The organism is Rothia sp. HMSC069D01, assembly GCF_001810135.1.
Classification (GTDB): Bacteria; Actinomycetota; Actinomycetes; order Actinomycetales; family Micrococcaceae; genus Rothia.
This window is the reverse complement of record NZ_KV800108.1, coordinates 386,168-407,782: the sequence shown is the minus strand read 5'-3', so window position 1 is coordinate 407,782 and position 21,615 is coordinate 386,168. Positions and strand designations below refer to the sequence as shown.

Genomic DNA, 21,615 nt, shown 5'->3' with positions numbered 1-21,615 from the left:
GCCGAAAAGCCACATGTGTTTCGAAAAGCCACTAAAGAAGTAGCTTTTCGAAACACATATGGCTTCTGAGCATTCAGGAGCTAGACAGATTGATGGGAAAGTCTTGAGCTTTACTTGAGATTCTAGTGGCGTTTAGTGTGTTGTGGATTGCACACTGACCTGGAGCGATAGTACTATCAGAGTGGTGCAGCACCGACGATTGCACCACCATGCACTACGCATTCAAAGGAGATTTTGATGCTGGAAGAGAATTCAATTTTAAATTCTAGTTTGAAAGAATTTAAAGAGAAATTCAAGCTTCAAGATGAAGATGATAAATTATTTGAATATTTCTCAGGGTATATTCTTGCACAGGGGTACTGTCGAGATGATATTTCAAAACCAACCGAATTAAATTCTGGAGGTGGAACAGATCAGGGTATAGATGCGTTGGCGATTATAATCAATGGGAAACTCGTTGCTTCCCACGATAAATTTATGGAAATATATGAAGCCAGTTCGACATTAGATGTAAAATATATTTTTGTGCAGGCTAAGAATGTTTCAAGCTCGAAGAATTCTGTTTCACATATAGCTAATTTTATAAGTGGCATTAAAACAACTTTTACGTTTCCTAAGGGTGTTCCCGAGGGTGAAAGAACTAAATACTCTGATCCTTATATAAAATTTGTTGATCTTAAGAATGAAATAGAAGCATGTGATGCGCTCGAGTCAACCCCCGAGATTTACGCTTATTTTGTCAATGGATCAACGGATGGAAGCATAAAAACCGTACGGGATGAAGCGCGTGTAACTAAGTCTATTGAATCATTGAAAGAAGAATATAAAGGATATGAATTTCATTTTGAGCTCTTTGATGCACACAATCTCCTAGACTTAATTATTAAAATACAAAATAGATCGCAAGCTAAATTTAATGCATCCACTTTGCAGCTTTATAAGGGTAATGGAATCACGCCACAAGAAGATGATGATAATAAAAATGCCAAAATATACTTTGGATATCTTCCCTTAGGCGAATATTTGGAGATAATTAATGGTCCAGATGGAATGATAAAAGAAAATGTATTTTATGAGAATGTTCGAAGCTTTAAGGGGGATACTCGTGTTAATAAATCGATTAAGGAATCATTGCAGAATCCTTCTAATCATTCTCTTTTCTTTGCGAGGAATAATGGTGTGACAATCACTGCAAGAAAGGCTGTTCAAGCTGGAGATACTCTTCAAATTAAGGACTACAATGTTGTAAATGGATGCCAGACAAGTTATATTCTAAGCGAATATTATAAACAAAAGGCGGATAAATTAAAAAATCTCACTCCTTCGCAGGGTGATTATTCTGCTAAAAAATCTGCTAAAGAATTACATGATCTTGTAAAGAAGGAAGAAATAACCCCAGAAGATTATATAGATTTCATGGGCGAACTACTAAATGAAGAAGAACTGCTGAAGAAATTAGAACAGGAAAAAGATGCGCTTGAAAATATTAAGTCATCTATATGTATCCCGGTAAGAATTATTGAGAGCTTGGACGATGATTTAGTATCGAGTATTATTCAGTCAACAAATACCCAAAACAATATTTTTGACCTTAATCTTGAAGCAAGGAAGCCTTTCCATAAGCACCTCGAGGTATATTTTAAGGGGAAAGATAATGGACAGATATTGTATGAGCGACTTGAAGGTTCTGTAGGTAAAAAACAAAAACGCATAAAAACAGATTTTCTCATGAGGTCTTTTGCTACTCTCTATTATTGGGATGCAAATCTTGCGGCACGCAGTCCGGGTTCAATAAAAAAATATATTAGTGAAACTGATGGTAAAAATTCAAATAAAGTAATATTTTCTGATGAATCTCATTCACGTGAGGCATATTATTTTGCAGCAAAAATGTGCGTTGATTTGATGGATTATATTAAGATATCAAATTTTGACGGAGATCGAGCTTTGTACAATAAGAACTTGCGATACAAGTGGCATATATTGTATGCAATGCTAATTGAGCTACAAGAAGGAATGCCTAAATTGGATGTAAAGGGCTGTAGTGTAAAAATAGAGTATGAAGCTAAGAAATTGGCAGAAGATGAAGAGAAGTTATCCAGGCATCTTGAAATGTATAATAAATCTAACTTTAAGGATTTGTATACCAAGGCATACGGTAGGCTAGAATCTGCATTGGAGAGTTTTATGGAAGACCATGGCGATATTGATCCCACTGAGATTAGCAAGTATAGAAGTTTGATAAATTATATCACCAAGTCCAATATTGATGATAAAAGAAAATCACCTAAAGATAAATAATTAATTTGTGAATTCAGGGTCTCAATGAGCTATATAAACATTGAGACCCTGATGCTATTGATGGTAAATTTTAATGTAATTAATCATGTGCACGGTTTCATGCTTATTTTCAATGGCACTAAGAGGTTTGATGAATCTGATGATAATTCGTGTAGCTGTGGACAATGGTAGGAGCAATGACAGGTTCCCCGTACGTGCTCGCGCATAATGGTAATAAGTGGGAGATCATGAACTACGAACACGTGGAGGAGCAACCATGAACCCCAACACGCTGAACCGCCGCTCAATGCTGACCGGAGGCACCCTCATCAGCCTCAGCACCCTGCTCGCCGCCTGCGCGCCGCACGACATCACAACTGCAGGAGACGGATCCACCGCCTCCGGCACGCCTGCCACCAACAGCAGCTCAAGCAGCAGCGCCGGCAACAATGCCGGTAACGGCGAATACCGCAAAGCAGACGCCAAAGGCCCCGCCCAGAACGTTCCCAAACCTAACGCCCCCGAAAACGGATACCGCGCAAAGACCCCCGACGGCATCCTCAAAACCATGGACGCCTGGAACCAGTGGGTCAACTACGGCGTCCAAACCGGCGACTACAGCAAAGCACGCGAATTCCTCTCCACCTCAAACGACGGAGAACTCAAAATCTATCGCGAAATAGAAGCGCTCTACCAGCGCGGCGGATGGGTCATCGACGGCATCGAACACTTCGAACCCGAAGGCATACCCTGGAGCGACGACGGTCGAACCTACTATCTGAAAACCAACCACGAATGGGACAATCACACCGAGGTAGAGCCCGACGGCCGCCAAGAAACCTGGAGCAGCGATAAGGAAGAAGAAATCTACAAGTTCGCCCTCGAACACCGCGACGGCAGATGGCAGATCCTCTACTCCCAAATTGACGCCTAACCGTACCGGCGTCTAGCCGCAATACATTAGCCCAGAAGCCACATGTGTTTCGAAAAGCCACCAAAGAAGTAGCTTTTCGAAACACATGTGGCTTCTCGCGTAAGAACGTAAAAATCAGAACACAAAAATAGGGGAGAGGCCTGAACCTTCAGGACCTCTCCCCAAGCACCTATAAGGCACCAACGACTTAGCGCGGGTACTCGCCGTACTTCACCATCGGAACCGGGCGGCGCATACGACGAATCATCATCACACGGTTAAACGCATACATGCCAGAACCACGCTGAACCTCGCCGAACTTCGCAATCAGCTTCTTCTTCAGGCCACGCCACAAAATAAAGTAGTCAACAACCCACAGAATCATCAGCGCATACATTGCGTACACGGAACCGTAATAAATCGGTGCCGCCGCAGTAGACGTACCCGACACACCCTGAGCAATCCAGCCACCAATAAGCAGAACCAGCAGCACAGCCAACATAAAATCGCCAAGGTTACGGCGCGCATCCACATAATCACGGATATAACGGCGCTGCGCACCACGGTCCACGGCGGGCAGGTAACGCTGATCGCCACCCATCAACGCATCATTCTGACGCTCACGAGCCTTCGCCATCGCCTCACGTTCACGAGCCTTCGCCTCCTTACGGTCATTAACAACCAGAGGCTGACGACGAGCCGCCTGCTGCTCCTTACGCGAAGGAGTAGGACGGCCCTTCTTCGGGGTGAACTTCGGATTAACCGGAGCCTGAGGCTCCTCTACAACCTGCGGCTGAACAGCTTCCGCTTCAGCCTTCTCTTTCTTACGACCAAACACCCTCCCATCATACCCGAACGGCACACACCAAACCCGCCCCCACAAGCGCACACCAGCAACTGAAACAACCCCAACCGCCCGGCGGCGGTGGGTAAGGTGGGGGTAAGGTAGAAACATGACTACTGAATTCACCCACCACAGCGCCCTACGCGACGCCGTCACCAAAAACTTCGAAGCAACCCTGCAGACCCTCACCGAGCTCGTCGCCATCCCCTCCATCGCCTGGGAATCGCACGACCTCACCCAGGTAGACCGCAGCGCCGAGGCAGTCGCCGCGCTCGCAACCAAGGCAGGCTTCAATAACGTACGCATCGAACGCGCTACCTACACCACTGCCGACGGCACCGAAAAGCAGGGCATGCCCGCCGTCATCGCCTCCCGCCCCGCCGCAGAAGGCTACCCGACCATCCTGCTCTACGCCCACCACGACGTACAGCCCGCCGGCAACCTCGACCTGTGGGACACCGACCCCTTCGTCGCAACCCGCAAGGGCGACCGCCTCTACGGCCGCGGCGCAGCAGACGACAAGGCAGGCATCCTCGTGCACCTCGCCGCGCTCGCAGCCCTCAACGAAACTCTCGGCGAGGACTTCAAGCTCGGCGTGAAGCTCTTCATTGAGGGCGAAGAAGAGGCAGGCTCACCCTCCTTCGTCTCCTTCCTCAACACCTACCGTGAGGAACTGTCCGCCGACTACATCGTGGTCGCAGACTCCGCCAACTGGCGTGCCGGTGTACCCGCACTGACCACCAGCCTGCGCGGCGTCGCATCCGGCGACATCGAAGTACGCGTCGGCAGCCACGCCATCCACTCCGGCATGTTCGGTGGCCCCATGCTCGACGCACACACCCTCATGGCGCAGCTCCTCGCAACCCTGCACGACGCCACCGGCGCCGTAGCCGTCGAAGGCCTGCACCGCGCCCCCGAACCCGAACTCGAATACGCCGAAGCAGACTTCCGCAACGACTCCGGCATCCTCGACACCGTACCCCTGGCAGGCACCGGTAGCGTTGCCTCCCGCCTGTGGACCCAACCGGCAATCTCCGTCATCGGCATGGACATCCCCTCCATCGCAACCTCCTCCAACACCCTCGCCGTCGTATCCCGCGCACGCATCAGCACCCGCCTAGCACCCGGCGACAACCCCGTAAACGCACACCGCGCACTCGCCGAACACATCAAGGAACACGCACCCCACGGCGCACAGGCAAACTACACCGCCGTCGACTCCGGCATGCCCTTCGCCACCGAAGTCGACGCAGACGGCGCACAAACCGCCCTCGACGCAATGCGCGCCGCATGGGGCCTCGAACCCGTACAGACCGGCATGGGCGGCTCCATCCCGTTCATCTCCGACCTGAAGGACGTCTTCCCGCAGGCACAGATCCTCGTCACCGGCGTAGAAGACCCCGACACCCGCGCACACAGCGCCAACGAGTCCCTCTACATCCCGGACTTCAAGAACGCAATCCTCGCGGAGGCGTTACTGCTCAGCGCACTCGGCGCTCGCTAAATCAACCCGCAAAAAGTAAAAAGTGGGGGAGAAGGGTCACCAAACCCCAACCCCCACTTTTTCGGTATCCTAGAAGCAGAATTACTTATAAAGCCAACACGCAAACACTCACGCCCCCGGCGAACTATGCACACCCTAGGTTGTGCTCAACTCTCCCCGGCGCGTATCGTGAAGGCTAAAACGCCCACACGCACCCACACGCGGCGCACACGGGCAACCAACAAAACAAAAGGACAACACCAATGAGTGAAACCACCACCGAACTGCCGACCCACGGCGTCAACCTCACCGAAGTAGCACAGACCAAGGTCCGCACCCTCCTCGAACAGGAAGGCCGCACCGACCTGCGCCTGCGCATCGCCGTCCAGCCCGGCGGCTGCTCCGGCCTCATTTACCAGCTCTACTTCGACGAGCGCGTCCTCGACGGCGACGCAGTCCGCGACTTCGACGGCGTAGAGGTCATCGTCGATAAGATGAGCGCACCCTACCTCGACGGCTCCACCATCGACTTCGAAGACACCATCGAAAAGCAGGGCTTCTCCATCGACAACCCCAACGCAGCAGGCTCCTGCGCATGCGGTGACTCCTTCCACTAAACCGCCACCACGCGCCACTAAAGCGCAACGCGCCTAATAAACCCCCGTCTCGCATACTGCACCCAACCATGCAGATACGCGGCGGGGGTTTTACACTTAACACATGACTACGCACGAAATCACCTGGAAATACATCCTCAACCAGCTCGTCAAACACCAAAACCTCACCGACACCGAAGTCGCCTGGGCAATGGACCAAATCATGACCGGCCAAACCGAACAGCCGATCCTCGCGTCCTTCCTCACCGCCCTCCACTCCAAAGGCGAAACTCCCGAAGAACTCGGCGCACTCGCAGCCGGAATGATTGCCAAAGCCGAAACCGTCGACATCGACCCCAACGCCGTAGACATCGTCGGCACCGGCGGCGACCAGCAAAACACCGTCAACATCTCCACCATGGCAGCCCTCGTCATCGCAGGAACCGGCGCCACCGTCGTCAAACACGGCAACCGCGCCTCCACCTCCAAATCCGGCTCCGCAGACGTCCTCGAAGCCCTCGGAATCCGCCTCGACATGCCCATTTCCGCAGTCGCCGAATGCGCTCGCGAGACTGGCATCACCTTCCTGTTTGCGATGACTTTCCACCCGGCAATGCGTCACGTGGGCCCGACCCGCCGCCTGCTGGGCATTCCGACCGCGTTCAACTACCTGGGCCCCATGACCAACCCGGCGCGCGTGAAGTCCTCGGCTATCGGTGTTGCTAACCCGGTCATGGCTGAGAAGATGGCTCACGTCTTCGCGGAGCGCGGCGACCACGCCCTGATTTTCCGCGGTGATGACGGCCTGGATGAGCTGACCATCGCCACCACGAGCCGCCTGTGGGAGGCTGTAGACGGCGAACTGACCGAGTATCGTTTTGACCCGACCGAGTACGGTCTGCAGAACGCACCGCTGGAGCAGTTGCGTGGCGGCGACGCCGAGTACAATGCGGGCGTTTTCCGTGCAATTTTGGCGGGGGAGGGCGAGGCCCCGAAGAGCCCGCTGCGCGCCATTCACGACGCTGTGGTGATGAACGCTGCGGCTGGCCTGGTCGCGTACCGCCCGGTCAACGGCGAAAGCTTTGAGGCTCGCTTCACGCAGGCTTTGGCTGATGCCCGCGAATCTATTGCATCCGGTGCAGCAGAGCGTGTGCTCAACGCCTGGGTAGAGTTCAGCTCCAAGCACGCAGAATAAAGAAGCTCAGAATAAAGAAGCTCAGTAGCTGATGATAGGCACCCGAGATGGGGCGCACCGAATGGTGTGAGCTCGTCTCGGGTGTTTGTCGTTTAACGTGAGCCGCTGAGGGACATGCTGAGGAGCCCAAAGGTTCGGAGCAATTGAGCGCGCAGGTGCGGGTCGAGGAAGCTGAGGCGCGCGGAGTTCAGAGTGGCGGACGAGAACAGCATGGTCGCATCACGAGGAGTACAGGTTCGACCCGCATTGGTCGGAGCGCCAGCCAGAGCGTAGAAAGCACCGGTGAGTGTCCGGTGGGGTAGTGAAAAATAGGTCTACTTTACATAATGTATATTATCGGCTTTTTAGGGAGGTCTAGAATGAACTCAAGATTCCCCGTATCTAAATAAAGTCTTAACAGTTCATGTATTAACCTCACTCGGTCACCAGAACTGTCGCCAGCACTCAATCCACCTGAAATAATGGATATACCCCGCATCACGAAGGTGCTGTCGCCTCGTGTGCAGATCCAACGTCAACCACGCCGGTTGATGTACACCAAAGGAGAAAACTCGTGGATTGGCTCTTTGAGACACCCTGGACACTCTGGGTTGCACTCGCCCTCGTTTTCGCCGTCATAGAAATGCTCAGCCTCGATCTGTTCTTTCTCATGCTGGCGATTAGCGCAGGCATCACCGCAGCAATATCGCCCTTTGTGGATAACATGCTGATTCGAACCGTTATTTTCGTGGTGATCTGCCTGATTCTGGTTCTTGGTCTGCGCCCGCCGCTGCTGAAAAAGCTCAATAAATCAGCCACCGGAGCTGTCACTAATGCTGAAGCACTCGTTGGTGCTGAGGTGCGCGTCACTCAAGATGTGACTAGTGAAACCGGTTTGGTGGTACTAGCTGGCGACACCTGGACGGCGCGCACCACCTCCGGAAAGCTCGTTGCAGGATCACACGCGAGGGTACGAGCCATTGAGGGCGCTACCGCAATCGTAGAGCCTCTCCCCCACGCCTAAGACCCATCTGAATACCGGCTCTAGAAGCAGGTTCAGATACCAAAAACACACCATATAACTCACCGATAAGGAGAAACAATGCCTATCAGCCTTATTTTGACGGTCCTACTCATCCTCTTCGTACTGACGATGCTCGCAAAGACCGTGCGCGTCATCCCGCAGGGACGAGCCGGCATCGTTGAACGACTGGGTAAGTTCCACGCCGTTCTCAACCCCGGCCTGCACATCGTCATCCCCGTAGTTGACCGCGTGCTGCCCCTGATTGACCTGCGTGAACAGGTCGTTTCCTTCCCCTCGCAGTCCGTGATCACCGAAGATAACCTCGTGGTCGGCATCGACACCGTCGTGTACTTCCAGGTCACCGACCCTAAGGCTGCAACCTACGAAATCACCAACTACATCCGTGCCGTGGACGAGCTGACCAGCGCAACCCTGCGTAACGTCGTCGGTGGCCTGAACCTGGAGCAGACCCTCACCTCCCGCGACCAGATTAACGCGGAGCTGCGAGGCGTACTCGACTCCACCACCGGTCGCTGGGGTCTGCGCGTCTCCCGCGTGGACATCAAGGAAATCCAGCCCCCGGCATCCATCCAGGACTCCATGGAGAAGCAGATGCGTGCAGAGCGTGACCGCCGCGCCGCAATCCTCACCGCAGAAGGCCAGAAGCAGTCCGACATTCTGACCGCAGAAGGTGAATCCCGCGCAGCCATCCTGCGTGCAGAGGGTGAAAAGCAGGCACAGATCCTTCGTGCAGAAGGTGACGCACAGTCCGCAATCCTGCGCGCAAACGGTGAAGCAGAAGCCGTGCAGAAGGTCTTCACAGCAATCCACGAATCCAACCCCAGCCAGCAGCTGCTCACCTACCAGTACCTGCAGACCCTGCCCAAGCTCGCCGAAGGCGACGCCAACAAACTCTGGTTCATCCCGACCGAACTCGGCGATGCACTGCGCGGCCTGGGCAACGCATTCGGCACCCTGCCCGCATCCGACCTGGCAGACGCACCGAAGAAGCCCGCAGCGCAGGCACCCAAGAGTGCACCGCAGGCACCCGGAAGCTACGGCATCAACAGCTAAACGCGAAATCTAACGCATAAAAAGGCGCGAATCACCAAAAATCACGCCGAATAAACACCACCACGCTGGGCGGGTGGAGACTATTACCGATATAATGGATGTTTTGTAAACGTTCGAGGGAATAGCTCTCCCCCGCCCAACGTTATGCCTAAAGCGCCAAAGAGCGCACCCGACGACACTGGAGGAAAAATGAGCGATCGTAGCCTGCGCGGTATGCGCCTGGGTTCCCAGTCGATGGAAACCGAATCGAACGTACAGCCCGCGCCCCGCCAGCGCGTCGAATACCGTACCGCAGACGGTGACCGCGTTTTCGTGACCTTCGCGGCAGAAGCAGAAATCCCCTCGGTATGGACCGCAAAGTCCGGTAAGGAAGCATACCTCGTCAACGGCGACTCCACTGCAGACGCCGAAGAAGAGAAGCCCGCACGTACCCACTGGGATATGCTCATGGAACGCCGCAGCATCGAAGAGCTGGAAAAGACTCTGGAAGACCGCCTGGAATACTACCGCAAGCACTACGCGCTCTAAAAGCGCTGTAGACACGCCGTAGAAACGCTGTAGAAGCCCGCGCTGTAAGAAGGTCCGCTAAGCACCACTCGTGCTCTTAGCGGGCTTTTTCTTTGTTGTGGTGCTGGCTTCCGTCGGTACGTGAGCCGGGATCAGTACGTGAGTCAGGCGTGAGCTAAGAAAGAGCGCTACAGAAAGCACGAAAGACCGGGGCAGATACGTTAACGTATCCGCCCCGGTCTTTCGTATAAATCTCAGGTGCGAGAATCGTCTGAGTAAGAAGTTGCGGGCTTACTTGCCCAGAGCCTTCTTCAGCTTCTGAATGCGGTTAGCCATACCCCAGCGGGTCACCTTAGACATGGAGTCAAAGATAATGTTGCCGTCCATCTTCGAAGCGCCAATCTCACGCTCAACGAAGGTAATCGGAACCTCAACAATCTTCAGGCCAGCCTGCTCAGAACGCCACGCCAGATCAACCTGGAACACGTAGCCCTTCGAGTCGATACCCTCAAGGTTCAGGCGCTGCAGAGCGTCACGACGGTACGCACGGAAACCAGCGGTAATGTCCTTAATGGAGGTGCCCAGAATCAGGCGGGTGTACAGGTTAGCACCGCGAGAGAGAATCTGGCGGTGAGCCGGCCAGTTCTTGGTCTTGCCGCCGGGAACGTAACGCGAACCAATAGCCAGGTCAGCGCCCGCCTCCACAGCACGAACCAGGGAAGGAAGCTGCTCAGGCTGGTGCGAGCAGTCAGCGTCCATTTCAATCAGAACGTCGTAGCCTGCCTCAAGGCCCCAATCGAAGCCAGCGAGGTATGCGCCACCCAGACCGTCCTTAACGGTGCGGTGCAGAACGTGAATCTGGGAATCCTTAGCCGACAGCTCATCAGCAATCTGACCGGTACCGTCGGGGCTGTTATCATCCACCACGAGAATATCCACCTCGGGAGCTGCCTTGCGAAGACGCTCTACCACGATGGGCAGGTTCTCCTTCTCGTTATACGTCGGGATGACAGTTAGAACGCGCATATTACTCCCTCACAGGTGCATATAAAACAGGCAGTGTAGGTATCCAGTATACCGGGTAAATATTTGAGCAACTGAACCATTGGCGGCCTCCACTGCTCCTAAACCGCCTAAAAAGGTGTTGACAAGCTAAAAAATTAGTTACTTTCAGTGTAAATAGATTCCAGGACGGGCAGAGTCGAATCCTCCTCCAGCGCCGGAAGCAACGGAATGCGAGCGCGGGGGTCGGTGCTCCACGATGCTACGCGGGAGTCGGGTGCCTGGACCATGAGGGCTTCGACGCGCCACTGTGCTACGTATGCGGGGGTGTCGGGGGTTAGCTGGCCGGTGAAGGGGTTTTCTTCGTGTGCTAGGCGGTAGACGCCGCGGGTGAGGGCGGCGAAGGCGCTGCGTGCGGAGATGCCGTGTTCGTCGTTGACGAGTTCGCGGATGAGGGACCAGGCGCCGGGTGCGTAGAGTTTGGCGTCGGAGCCGAGGGCGATGGAGGTGCCGGCTGCGTTTGCGCGGCGTGCGACGGATGCCACAGATTCACGTGCTTCTCCCCCGGCGTGTGCGAGGAGTGCCTGGACGGTGTCGTTGTTGGCTTCGTCTTCTTCGGGTTCGCAGACGCTGAGGCCGAGGTTGATGCGTGCTTCTGCCAGTTTGGTGAGGTATTCGTCGGTGATGGGGTCTTGCGGGGTGCTGATTGCTGCGTCGAGGCGGATGGGCAGCCAGGGGCGGTTTTCGCGTACGGCGAGTGCGGCATCGGCTGCGGTGGTGAAGCCGGTGGATGCGTCGATGGAGAGCAGGAGTGCGGCGTCTTCGGCTACCTGTGCTGCTGCGGGTGCCTCTTCGGGTGTGACAGAGATGCCGACCAGTTGCAGGCCCTTGACGGCGCGTTCGCCTTCGGTGAGGGGGCGTAGTGCTTTGATGGCGCTGATCAGTTCGTCGGTCTCAATGCCGGTGGCGTTGAGGATGAGACGGATGTCGGGTGTGCCGTGTTCGGCGCTGTAGTAGCTGAGTGTGGAGACGAGGTCGGGGACGTCTTCCATGCCGGCGAGTAGGGTGTGCGTGTGGTAGCCGGCTGCGCGGTATGCCTGCAGGTAGTCGAGGATTTCGGGTGCTTCTTTGCCTGCTACCGGTGCCAGTGCGCGCGCGAAGGCGGGGGTTAGTAGGGCGCCGTCAAGTTCGGTGATGGTGGCTGATTCGTCGGCAATTGAACGCGCCCCGGAGTCGGAACCAACCCAGCGGACGAAGCCGTCTTCGACGAGCATTGCGGTTGCGTACGGGTCGACGGGGCTGTACACGCTACCATCTACGAAAATACGGGTAGACATTAGATTCCTTTCACCTTTGAGGCGCGCCGAGGCGCACACGAGGGCGGGCACTTCAATTGTGCTCGCGTAGCTTAGCTGAGCGTCTCATTTGAGTATAGAAGCACCCCCGCTGCCTGCGATAGTTCGTTCGTCCTTAGATGAGGCGGAACTTAGATGATGTAGAACAATGCACAGTAGCGGGGGTGGTGGCCCGAACTGGTCGGGCGCGGTGTAGCACTATGTACGGTGTAGCTAAGGCGCGGGCTAGACGTCCAGGGCGACTACGCCGCGGCGTACCGCCTCAATCGCTTCTTCACAGCGGGCTCGAATGACCGGGTCCAGTGAGCGGATGTGCGCGATTTGGTCCAGGGCGTCCAGTACCTGCTTTGCCCAACGTACGAAGTCGCCGGCGGCAAGGCCGGTGTCCTCGATTGCCTTTGCGAGGTGCGCGCCGTTCGCCCAGGCGTACATGGGTTCGACCAGGCCGAAGTCGCATGCGGGGGTCGGGTTGACCTTGAACTGTTCTTCGGCTGCGTTCAGGTCGGCGAGGCGCTGCGTAATCGTCGCGATGGGTGCGCGCAGGGACGGGTGCGGGTAGTGAGCCAGGTATTCCACCGCGTCGCGCTTGCCCTGGTAGGTTAGTGCGGCGACGGTTGCCGCGATGGCGGCGGGTTCCAGTCCGTCGAGGAAGTGCGCGTCCAGGCACAGGGCGGTCAGCAGGTCGCGCTCGCCGTAGATGCGGCGTAGCGCCTGGCCGCCGGTGGTTAGCGACAATTCGCCGTCTTCGGTGCGCTCGACGTAGCCGTAGCTTTCCAGCAGACGCGCAATGCGGTTGAAGACCTGCGCGATCGTGTTGGTGCGGCGGGCAATCTGACGGCGCAACCCTTCCGTCTCGGAGTTGAGCTTCTGCCAGCGCTCAGCCCAACGCATGTGGTTCGCACGGTCCGAGCAGCCGTGGCACGGGTGATTACGCAGCTGAGCCTGCAGAGCCTCCAGCTGCGCGTCAATGCTGTTCTGACGAGCCGGGATGTTCTGCTGTGCGAGCGCACGCGGGGCGCGGCCGTCGTAGAGTGCCTGGCGCATGCGGCTTGCGGTGTCGCGGCGTTCCTTGGCGGTTTTGAGGCTTAGGCGCTTGGGGATTTTGATGCGTGAGACCGGTTCGACGGCGCCTTCGAAATCGCGGGTTGAGGCGGTGCGCTGGTGTGCGTCCTCGGTGACGATGCCGATGCGCGGGTCGGCGTGCGAATCGGAACGGGTGATGACCACTGCGTAGCCGCGGGAGCGGCCGTGCGGAATGTAGATGATGTCGCCCGGTAGTAGCTGCTGGATGCTGTGGTGTGCCTGCGCGCGTGCGTGGCGTTCGTTGCTCTTGGACGCTTTCTTTTCCAGTTCGGCGATTTGGCGGCTGAGCTGGACGTATTCGGTGAAGTCGCCCAGGTGGCATGCCATTGCTTCGCGGTAGCCTTCTAGGGCGTTTTCGTTTTTGCGTACGCGGGAGGCGAGGCCCACGACCGATTTGTCTGCCTGGAACTGTGCGAAGGAGGATTCCAGGATTTTGCGGGTGCGTTCGGCGCCGTAGGAGGCGATGAGGTTTGCCGCCATGTTGTAGGTGGGGCGGAATGAGGAGTTGAGCGGGTAGGTGCGGGTTGAGGCGAGGGTTGCCACGTGTTCCGGGGACATGCCGGGGCGCCAGATGACTACGGCGTGGCCTTCGATGTCGATGCCGCGGCGGCCGGCGCGTCCGGTCAGCTGGGTGTATTCGCCGGGGGTGATGTCCACGTGGGATTCGCCGTTGTACTTGGTGAGCTTTTCCAGGATGACGGTGCGTGCGGGCATGTTGATGCCCAGCGCGAGGGTTTCGGTGGCGAAGACCAGCTTAATCAGGCCCTGCGTGAAGAGGGTTTCGACAACTTCCTTGAAGAGGGGCAGTAGGCCGGCGTGGTGCGCGGCGATACCGCGAATCAGGCCGTCGCGCCACTCGTAGTAGCCGAGGGTGTTCAGGTCGCGGGTGTCCAGGTGGGCTGTCGCTTCCGCGATGTAGGCGCGGATGGTCTGCTGCTGTTCGGGGGTGGTCAGCGTAATATCGGCGGATACGCAGTGGCTGACTGCGCCGTCGCAACCGGCACGGGAAAAGATAAAGCAAATAGCCGGTAGCAGGCCCTGCTTGTCGAGGGCGCGCACCATCTCCGGGCGGGTAATGCGCTGCGGACGCAGGGGCTTCTGCTCACCGCGCGCATCAAAGTCCCGGTCGTTGCTGAAACGGTCACGACGGTCCGAGCGGCCGCGCTCGCCGCTGCTGAACGTCTCATTGAGCCAGCCTTCACGGCGGTGACGGAAACGTTCACGCTTGCCGCCGTAGCGTCCGCGGCCCGGGCTCGAACGGAAGCCGGGGCGTAGCGCCTTCAGCTGCGGGTTCAGGCGCAGACCGGCAAGCAGAGGGTTGGCGCCCGCCTCTACGGTTGCGCCGCGTTGCTTAGCTTTCTGTGCCTTCTTCGCCTGCTTGCGGGAGAGCTTCTCCTCCGGCTCCTGGTTCTTACCCTGCGCGGAGTTGTCTTCGGGTACGAACAGGTCCACCACGCGGTGACCGACCATCATGTGCTGCCACAGCGGCACCGGGCGGTGCTCCGAAACAATAATGTCCGTGCCGCCGCGCACCGTATCCAGCCACGCGCCGAACTCCTCAACGTTCGACACCGTAGCCGACAGGGAAATGACGTTCACATGCTCGGGAAGGTGAATAATCGCCTCTTCCCACACTGCGCCACGGAAACGGTCCGCCAGGTAGTGCACCTCATCCATCACCACGTAGCCCAGGCCGGTCAGCGTGGTCGAGTTAGCGTAGAGCATGTTGCGCAGCACCTCGGTGGTCATCACGACCACGGGTGCTTCCGTGTTAATGCTCGTATCGCCGGTCAGCAGACCCACGTAATCCTCACCGTACGCGCGCACGAAGTCGTGGTACTTCTGGTTGCTCAGCGCCTTAATGGGGGTCGTGTAGAACGCCTTCATGCCGCGGCGCAGCGCCAGGTAAATACCGAACTCGCCCACAATGGTCTTACCCGCACCCGTAGGCGCGGCAACCAGGACGGAACGGTCCGCCTCCACGGCGGCACACGCCTGACGCTGAAAATCATCCAGCGGAAAATCCAGGGACGCTTCAAAAGCCCCCAGGGCGGTCTTCGCGTAGGCGGCGCGTTCTCGGGATGCGGCGTAGGCGGCAGCGTAGTCGGTGCGCTCCGCCGGGGTCTGTGCGTTAGAAGCGTTAGAAGTGTGTGCGTCGGACTGTGCGTGGTGCTTGCTCATAGTATGTCCAGTGTAACGGTTCGCCCGCCGCGAGCCTCCAGAAAGCATCCTGCACGGGCACTAATCCGGTATGGGCGAACAGCGAGCGCATCCGGCGCGGTATAACGCTCCCTGTGAATCTCGCTATGGAGGTGCCGTGCGAGCCGACGTTAGAAGCTTTCCCGGCATGCGAATCTGGGCACTCTAATCTGGGTATGTCTGGGCATGCGAAAGGGGCGGGATACAGGTTCTCTGTACCCCGCCCCTTGCGGCTACGTCGCTCAATGCGAACTATTTAGTTAGGAAGTCTTCTCTTCCTCGAAGTAACCCATCTTCGCCAGGTCTTCACTGCTGGTTGCGGTGTTCAGGCTTGCTTCATCCGACCCCTGTGCCAGCTTGGCAAGCTTGCGGTCGCGGCGCTTGTCGTTAATCATGCAGATGAGGATTGCTGCGAAGAAGAAAATCAGCAGCGGCGCCATGAGCACGAACATCATCATGATGTCGCTACCGGGTGCGGTCAGCGCTGCAATCACTGCAACGAGCACGACAACCCAACGCCAAGACTTCAGGATGGTCTTACCGCGAATCAGGCCCAGCATGTTAATGCCGACCAGAATCACGGGGATGATGAAGGCGCAGGAGAACGTCACAACGAACTTCAGAATGAAGGAGATGTACACGCCCGCATCAATGTAGTTACTTTCGTTGACGGGGGTGAACTTCAGCAGCGCGTAGACCACGCCGGGGAGGGTGAAGTACGAAATGGCGACACCGCAGGCAAACGCGAAAATAGATGCGGTGAGGAAGCCGAAGAGATACTTCTTCTCCTTGGTGTGCAGTGCCGGCAGCAGGAATCGCAGTGCCTGGTAGAGCCAGACGGGAGATGCGATGACCAGGCCGATGTACATACCGACCTTAAGCAGCTGGTCGAAAGGAGATGCGACGCTACCGTAGTTCAGGTTTGCTCTGCGGCCGGTTTCTATGTTGATCTGCTGCAGGGGCGCAGAAATCATTTCAATGAAAGGCTGGTAGAGGAAGACCGTACCGATGATGGCTGCGATGATGGTTGCGATAGCCGCTTTGATGAGGCGGTCGCGGAATTCGCGCAGGTGTTCCTTGAGTTCCATGCGTGCTTCAGGATTGATTTTGCGGTTGCGCACGTCCTGGTCGGGTGTTGCCACGTGGTGTCCTCTGGGTGTCGGTGCCGTGTGTGATTCGGCTGAGGGGGTCTGGTGGGGTGTTTATGGGGTGGTGCCGCAAAACCCGTGCCGGCCGGTGGGCTGGCACGGGTTTGGTGCATCGGTGGCGGGACCGTTACTTGGTTTCGGTCTTGCCGTCCTTGCCGTTGTCTACGACCTCAGCGGTGACGACCTCTTCGCCGTCCTTCTCGCGGGGGTCCTTCTTGGAGTCGTTCTTCAGGCCCTCAACTTCGGTCTTGAAGATGCGCATGGACTGACCGAGGCTGCGTGCCATGCCGGGCAGCTTGGGTGCGCCGAAGAGCAGGACGATGAGGAGGATAACGACGATGATGGTCGCGGGGTGGCTGAAAATCTGGCCCATGGTGGTGTGCCTTTCTAGTTAGAGCAGGTCTCCGATGTTTTGAGGTTGGCCGAGTCGATCTCGTCGGGAGACCCGTCGCTTGATCCGCTCAGACCTGCGTGTCTGCTTACCTTGTTCGTAGTTATTGTATGCCTCGGTGATGGGTGTGAATACCCCGAGGGTGGTGTCTCGCGGGAGTTTTCGGCTTGCGTTCGCTTGCGCTGCGTCGAATTGTCCCTCGATTGACTCGACCCAGGTTACGGTTTCGTCAAGGAGTGTGAAACCGCGAGTGAGTGCTTTGTAGGTGAACCATGCCAAATAGAGGAGCGAGCAGATGATGAGCGCGCCCCATAGCAAAATCCAGAACCACCAAGACATGAGCACCATTATACAAGTTTTAGGTTAATGTTTTGGCGCCTTGGAAGGGTTTTTAGGGTGTTTTTGCTAGTGGGTGGAGTTCTATTTTTCTGCGGGCACACCTGCGGGCGCACCCCTGCGGCTACTCGCGTTGAGGGTTTGCAACTGGTCAAGCAGCGCCGCGCGCAGGTGCGCAGGACCGACGAGCTCGAGGGCACCTCGGTGCGCAATGACGGTGTCGAGGATGTTCTTATCGCCAGCACCGTGGGCGTTGTTGTAGTAGTGGATGCGCACGTACTGGGTGCGTGAAGCCTTCTTCACGTGGTGGGTGCTTCGGCGCATGTACGTTGCGGTGAGAGTGTCGAGCGGCTCGCCGCTGGGAATATGCTCGGTCGGGTGGATCCGCAACTCAGCGAAGGGGTTGGTCTGAGTGTTGTGTTGCTCAGCATGCCAGTTGGGGACGGTGTCACCGGTGACCGGGTGGGCACGACCCGCACCCGCTTCGTGAATGTGGTTGATGCGGGTGAGGCGGAAGTTACGCCAGAAAGTGGGGGTCTTCTCCCCCGCCTCGCTCTCTGCAACCTCGCCATTCTCTGCCTCGCCGGTGGTGGGGTGAGCAAAAGCCTCGGGCACATACTCGGGCACCTCTTCACCGCGCGCGGCATAGTAGCGTTCCTCAGCGGTACGGCACCACGCATGCAGATACATGTGGTCGCGGTGCAGCACCAACGCATACGGGTCCACCAGGCGGTCCGCGGCACGCTCACCGTAACCAATGGTCACGGCGTTGCCGCTACTCAAGGCGGCAGTTGCCTCCTGCAGTAGCGGCTCCTCCGGGGCGAAGCACAGGTGCTGCGCATAGACAGGCGCGTTCGGGTACGCGGCGGCGAGCGCCGCACGGATACTGCCTAGGCGCGCATCAGCCGGGTGCAGAATATCTGCGGCAGAGAGGGTGAAAACGAGGATGGCGAGCTCAGTGTCGGTGAGACGGGCGTAGTTCAGTAGCGTGTTCGGGGTGGCGCCGTCAAAGTCCGGCAGCAGGTTAATGTAGGTGGGCTTGAGTGCGTCCGGGTCCTTGGGGTCTGAGTCGAAGGGTACGGTGTCTACCCGCGCGAAAATCTCGGCAATAGTTTTGCCGAGGGCACGGTTCTTCTCGGTGTCCACGCTGTAGAGGGCGTTGAGCTGGTTCAACGGCATGGGCGCCTCATCGTGGGCGCTCGCCCAGCGGTCAGCACGGTGCAGACCCAGGAGCAGGTCAACAAGGTCGTCGAGGGAGTTGTTGCGGTTGCGCTGGTTGATATCTGCCCAGGTGCCGGGGTCTTCAACTGCGCCGCTGTGCAGGTCGGTGAGGGTGCGCAACAGCTGCTGCTGGGCGGCGTAACTGTCACGCTGGCGGGTAGATGCAGCCTCCGATTCCTCGGGCGGCTCGATCACGCAGCTGTAGCTGGTCGCCGCCACGGCGCTATCAATCGTGCCGTACGAGGGCACGGTGAAGGGCTCCGACAGCGTAGAATCGGCGCTGACCTCCACGACGGACAGGTACTCTTCGTAGCCCTTAATGTCTTCAAGCCAGTTCTTGGCGTTAAACGTCGCATTGATGGGGGTCGAATCAATACGCGAAAGCATCGTGAGCTTCTGAATACGGCTGGCACGGAACGTGTACTCCTTACGCTCCGAGCTCTCAGTGTAGTAGCCGACAAAATACCAGGTGCCGTAACGGTACCCAATACCGGCAACACTGACCTTCTCCTGCACGCGGGTCGCACCGGCAGCCGTCTGATAGGTGAACGTGACCGTCTTACGCTCCGCATAGGCGGTGAACAGCTCATTCAGGTGCGGGTTATCGCTAAAGTAAATACGCTGAAGAGGCTCGCGGTAGGTGTACAGGTTCTTCGCGCGCTGACGCTTGCCGGTCTTCGGCTCCAGAATCTTCGCGGCGGCGAGCGCCTCATCGGTGAGGTTCTCGCTGGTCAGCGCAATCTTACGCAGAATGCGGTAGGCGTCATCCTGCAGTTCGGTGCCTTCCCAGCCGCGCAGGATGGTGTTGATGAGGCGGAACTCCTCAGCGGTGGGGTTCCAGGCGGGCAGCTTAGCGGCGTTGCTGGGTTCGAGGCGGTAGCGCTCTCCCAGGTCCGTGGTCACGTGGGTGATGCGCGCGCCGGCATCACGCAGGGTCTGCTTGGCTCGTTCAAAGGCGCGTTCCTGGGCCTCGCTGAGGGAGCCGTTAGCGCGAGTGCTAATACCGAGCAGGGTCAGTAGCTCGTTGCGGCTGATGCCCTGGGTTCGGGTTGCGGTATCGGGCGCCTCGGCGGCGGTGGCGAGGCGGTGAAGAGTCATGTAAAGCTGAGCTGCGGTGGACATGATTCCATCATACCGTGTGTGTTCCGCGGCACTTACTTTGCGTGTGGAGTGGCTGTGGGAGGGATACGGGAAGATTACGCCGGCATAGAAAGCCCACCGGCACGCGCCATCAACACGCATCCCCGGTACGCAAAAGCCCGGCGCCCCTCCCACAATCGGGAGAAAGCACCGGGCTACGCGTCTCTCACGCGAAAAACGCGAGAACCTTGCTAGTCCTTAGCGGACGTCCAGCAGGTCCACCACGAAAATCAGGGACTCACCGGGCTTAATGACCGAACCAGCGCCGCGGTCACCGTACGCCATGTCGGCGGGAATCTCCAGGCGACGACGGCCGCCGACCTTCATGCCGAGCAGACCCTCATCCCAACCGCGAATAACCTGGCCAACGCCCACCTGGAAGGGCAGCGGCTCGCCGCGGTTCCAGGATGCGTCGAACTCTTCACCGGTGGAGAAAGCCACACCAACGTAGTGGGTGAGCACGCGGGAGCCGGGAACAACCTCAGCGCCTGCGCCCTCAATCAGGTCGGTGATGACCAGCTCGGTGGGGGCGTCGCCCTCGGGGAAATCGATTTCGGGCTTTTCGCGGTCGAGGTTACGCTGACCGAAAGACATGGGTGTCTCCTTTGATTGGTTCGAAATGAATCGAAATAGTGGGTGCGCTCGCCGCCTAAGTCGATAGGCGGCGAGCACGGTATAAAAATGTGACGTAAAAACGTGGGTCCCGAAAATATAGGTCCCAGGCTACTGTGCGGTAGCCGAAGCAGACGCTGCCGGGGTTGCGGTTGCCGAGGCGCTCGCCTCCGCAGCAGCTGCGCTAGAAGCCGCCTGAGCACGCTGCAGGGTCTGCGGGTTCTCCTCCGCACCCAGAATATCAACAACGAACACCAGAGTGCCCGAAGGCTTGGAACCGCCGGTGTCGTTACCGTACGCCAGGTCCGCCGGGATGACCAGCTCAACGCGGGAGCCGACCTTCTTGCCCTTCAGGCCCTGAGTCCAGCCCTTGATAACGCCCTGCAGGGAGATGCCCATCGGGGTGGCGGCGTCATAGTTGCCGTCGACGACCTTACCGTCGGAGTACTGCACACCAATGTAACGCACGTACACGGTGTCGGTTTCCTTGACCTCGGCGCCCTCGCCCTCGATGAGGGTCTTAGCGGTCAGCTCGGTGACCTCCGGCTTGTTATCGGGCAGCTTAATTTCAGCCTTGCCGGTGGACTCATCCAGGGTGAAGGACGGCAGCGACGGGTCAGCCTCAACAGCCTTACCGGTTGCGTACTTGGGCAGCTTCGTCTTCACGGTGTACACCTCAACGTTGGTTGCGGCGCCGGGCGAAGCGGTCGTAGTGGTCACACCCGCGGTGCTGCGCTGCTGCAGAACGTTGGTAGTGTACGAGAAAGAACCGCCAACCTTAATCTTCTTCAGGGTTTCGTACACCTGCGGTGCAGCCTGCTTCAGCTGATCGTTAATCGGCAGCAGAATCGGCTCGCTGGAGTAAGTGGAACCGTTAAGCTTGCCGTCGGTGCCGTTGAACACGGCAGCCTCAACGAGCACGTAGTCACCATCGTTGATGGACTCGCCGTTACCTTCCTCAATCACGTACGCGGAGGGGCTAGAAGCAGCAAAGGGGGTCGCGAAGGACGCCTCAGGCTCAGCGGTCGCGTTCTTCAAGGTGTACTTCACCTTAGACAGGTCGCCGCTGGACTGCGCGCCACATGCAGACAGTGCAAGCGCGAGAGCAGCCGCGCTGGCACCGAAAATAGTGAGCTTAGAGCGTTTGGTCATAGTGTTATCCTCTGGGGTTTTCTGTGAGAGTGGGGCGTGTGAGTGCCCGTGTGCCACAGAACAGTTTACAGGTATAGGTTT

General features: G+C 57.4%; 17 protein-coding genes. 8 read left to right on the top strand and 9 right to left on the bottom strand.

The annotated features are described in order from the left end of the window. The first annotated feature begins 237 nt into the window (after positions 1-237). Together HMPREF2710_RS06150 and HMPREF2710_RS06145 are read left to right on the top strand one after the other, a co-directional pair. Complete coding sequence (locus tag HMPREF2710_RS06150; protein WP_070600154.1) at positions 238-2,301, top strand: AIPR family protein; 2,064 nt, start codon at positions 238-240, stop codon at positions 2,299-2,301. 256 nt (positions 2,302-2,557) lie between these two features. After that, the gene (locus HMPREF2710_RS06145) at positions 2,558-3,214 is read left to right on the top strand and encodes a DUF6318 family protein (protein WP_070600151.1); all 657 of its coding nucleotides are present in this window, start codon (positions 2,558-2,560) and stop codon (positions 3,212-3,214) included. Positions 3,215-3,401: 187 nt separating this feature from the next. On the opposite strand, the gene HMPREF2710_RS06140 is transcribed toward HMPREF2710_RS06145, so the two are convergent. Beyond that, on the bottom strand, positions 3,402-4,031 hold the full coding sequence (locus tag HMPREF2710_RS06140; RefSeq protein WP_070600149.1) for a DUF3043 domain-containing protein: 630 nt from the start codon (positions 4,029-4,031) through the stop codon (positions 3,402-3,404). 115 nt (positions 4,032-4,146) lie between these two features. Here HMPREF2710_RS06140 and HMPREF2710_RS06135 point away from each other — a divergent pair, with 115 nt between their 5' ends. The 6 genes from HMPREF2710_RS06135 (at position 4,147) to HMPREF2710_RS06110 (ending at position 9,916) form a co-directional block, all read left to right on the top strand. Further along, entirely contained in the window at positions 4,147-5,541 is a 1,395-nt protein-coding gene (locus HMPREF2710_RS06135; protein WP_070600148.1) for a M20/M25/M40 family metallo-hydrolase, read from the top strand. A 242-nt stretch (positions 5,542-5,783) separates the two neighbouring features. Next, complete coding sequence (locus tag HMPREF2710_RS06130; protein ID WP_049347628.1) at positions 5,784-6,137, top strand: HesB/IscA family protein; 354 nt, start codon at positions 5,784-5,786, stop codon at positions 6,135-6,137. 103 nt (positions 6,138-6,240) lie between these two features. Then, positions 6,241-7,311 carry an anthranilate phosphoribosyltransferase gene (trpD, locus tag HMPREF2710_RS06125; RefSeq protein WP_070600146.1) on the top strand — a complete coding sequence of 357 codons (1,071 nt, stop codon included), beginning with the start codon at positions 6,241-6,243 and terminating at the stop codon, positions 7,309-7,311. A gap of 553 nt (positions 7,312-7,864) precedes the next feature. Next, the gene (locus HMPREF2710_RS06120; protein ID WP_070600144.1) at positions 7,865-8,314 is read left to right on the top strand and encodes an NfeD family protein; all 450 of its coding nucleotides are present in this window, start codon (positions 7,865-7,867) and stop codon (positions 8,312-8,314) included. Positions 8,315-8,392: 78 nt separating this feature from the next. Next, positions 8,393-9,388, top strand: a complete 996-nt coding sequence (locus HMPREF2710_RS06115; RefSeq protein ID WP_070600141.1) for an SPFH domain-containing protein — start codon at positions 8,393-8,395, stop codon at positions 9,386-9,388. 189 nt (positions 9,389-9,577) lie between these two features. After that, positions 9,578-9,916 (top strand): RNA polymerase-binding protein RbpA, encoded by a 339-nt coding sequence (locus tag HMPREF2710_RS06110; protein WP_005506034.1) that lies wholly within the window; start codon positions 9,578-9,580, stop codon positions 9,914-9,916. A 270-nt stretch (positions 9,917-10,186) separates the two neighbouring features. On the opposite strand, the gene HMPREF2710_RS06105 is transcribed toward HMPREF2710_RS06110, so the two are convergent. From HMPREF2710_RS06105 to HMPREF2710_RS06065, 8 genes are all read right to left on the bottom strand, one after another. After that, on the bottom strand, positions 10,187-10,921 hold the full coding sequence (locus HMPREF2710_RS06105) for a polyprenol monophosphomannose synthase (RefSeq protein WP_049341224.1): 735 nt from the start codon (positions 10,919-10,921) through the stop codon (positions 10,187-10,189). A 134-nt stretch (positions 10,922-11,055) separates the two neighbouring features. Further along, positions 11,056-12,234, bottom strand: a complete 1,179-nt coding sequence (locus tag HMPREF2710_RS06100) for an amidohydrolase (protein WP_070600140.1) — start codon at positions 12,232-12,234, stop codon at positions 11,056-11,058. A gap of 243 nt (positions 12,235-12,477) precedes the next feature. Next, positions 12,478-15,516: a DEAD/DEAH box helicase gene (locus HMPREF2710_RS06095; RefSeq protein WP_070600137.1), complete on the bottom strand. Its 3,039-nt coding sequence runs from the start codon at positions 15,514-15,516 to the stop codon at positions 12,478-12,480. A 278-nt stretch (positions 15,517-15,794) separates the two neighbouring features. Beyond that, entirely contained in the window at positions 15,795-16,676 is an 882-nt protein-coding gene (gene tatC, locus HMPREF2710_RS06090) for a twin-arginine translocase subunit TatC (RefSeq protein WP_049349611.1), read from the bottom strand. A gap of 133 nt (positions 16,677-16,809) precedes the next feature. Beyond that, the gene (gene tatA, locus HMPREF2710_RS06085; protein WP_005506024.1) at positions 16,810-17,055 is read right to left on the bottom strand and encodes a Sec-independent protein translocase subunit TatA; all 246 of its coding nucleotides are present in this window, start codon (positions 17,053-17,055) and stop codon (positions 16,810-16,812) included. Between the two features lie 438 nt (positions 17,056-17,493). Next, complete coding sequence (locus HMPREF2710_RS06075; protein ID WP_070600135.1) at positions 17,494-19,752, bottom strand: WYL domain-containing transcriptional regulator; 2,259 nt, start codon at positions 19,750-19,752, stop codon at positions 17,494-17,496. A 216-nt stretch (positions 19,753-19,968) separates the two neighbouring features. Further along, positions 19,969-20,364, bottom strand: coding sequence for an FKBP-type peptidyl-prolyl cis-trans isomerase (locus HMPREF2710_RS06070; RefSeq protein WP_005508667.1), 396 nt, complete (start codon positions 20,362-20,364; stop codon positions 19,969-19,971). Between the two features lie 129 nt (positions 20,365-20,493). Beyond that, the gene (locus HMPREF2710_RS06065; protein WP_070600133.1) at positions 20,494-21,534 is read right to left on the bottom strand and encodes an FKBP-type peptidyl-prolyl cis-trans isomerase; all 1,041 of its coding nucleotides are present in this window, start codon (positions 21,532-21,534) and stop codon (positions 20,494-20,496) included. Between the last annotated feature and the right edge of the window lie 81 nt (positions 21,535-21,615).

Bases quoted from the DNA above. Each gene is read 5' to 3' on its own strand.
- HMPREF2710_RS06150 (WP_070600154.1), top strand. From the start codon at position 238: ATGCTGGAAGAGAATTCAATTTTAAATTCTAGTTTGAAAGAATTTAAA.
- HMPREF2710_RS06145 (WP_070600151.1), top strand. From the start codon at position 2,558: ATGAACCCCAACACGCTGAACCGCCGCTCAATGCTGACCGGAGGCACC.
- HMPREF2710_RS06135 (WP_070600148.1), top strand. From the start codon at position 4,147: ATGACTACTGAATTCACCCACCACAGCGCCCTACGCGACGCCGTCACC.
- HMPREF2710_RS06130 (WP_049347628.1), top strand. From the start codon at position 5,784: ATGAGTGAAACCACCACCGAACTGCCGACCCACGGCGTCAACCTCACC.
- trpD (WP_070600146.1), top strand. From the start codon at position 6,241: ATGACTACGCACGAAATCACCTGGAAATACATCCTCAACCAGCTCGTC.
- HMPREF2710_RS06115 (WP_070600141.1), top strand. From the start codon at position 8,393: ATGCCTATCAGCCTTATTTTGACGGTCCTACTCATCCTCTTCGTACTG.
- HMPREF2710_RS06110 (WP_005506034.1), top strand. From the start codon at position 9,578: ATGAGCGATCGTAGCCTGCGCGGTATGCGCCTGGGTTCCCAGTCGATG.
- HMPREF2710_RS06105 (WP_049341224.1), bottom strand. From the start codon at position 10,921: ATGCGCGTTCTAACTGTCATCCCGACGTATAACGAGAAGGAGAACCTG.
- HMPREF2710_RS06100 (WP_070600140.1), bottom strand. From the start codon at position 12,234: ATGTCTACCCGTATTTTCGTAGATGGTAGCGTGTACAGCCCCGTCGAC.
- HMPREF2710_RS06095 (WP_070600137.1), bottom strand. From the start codon at position 15,516: ATGAGCAAGCACCACGCACAGTCCGACGCACACACTTCTAACGCTTCT.
- tatA (WP_005506024.1), bottom strand. From the start codon at position 17,055: ATGGGCCAGATTTTCAGCCACCCCGCGACCATCATCGTCGTTATCCTC.
- HMPREF2710_RS06075 (WP_070600135.1), bottom strand. From the start codon at position 19,752: ATGTCCACCGCAGCTCAGCTTTACATGACTCTTCACCGCCTCGCCACC.
- HMPREF2710_RS06070 (WP_005508667.1), bottom strand. From the start codon at position 20,364: ATGTCTTTCGGTCAGCGTAACCTCGACCGCGAAAAGCCCGAAATCGAT.
- HMPREF2710_RS06065 (WP_070600133.1), bottom strand. From the start codon at position 21,534: ATGACCAAACGCTCTAAGCTCACTATTTTCGGTGCCAGCGCGGCTGCT.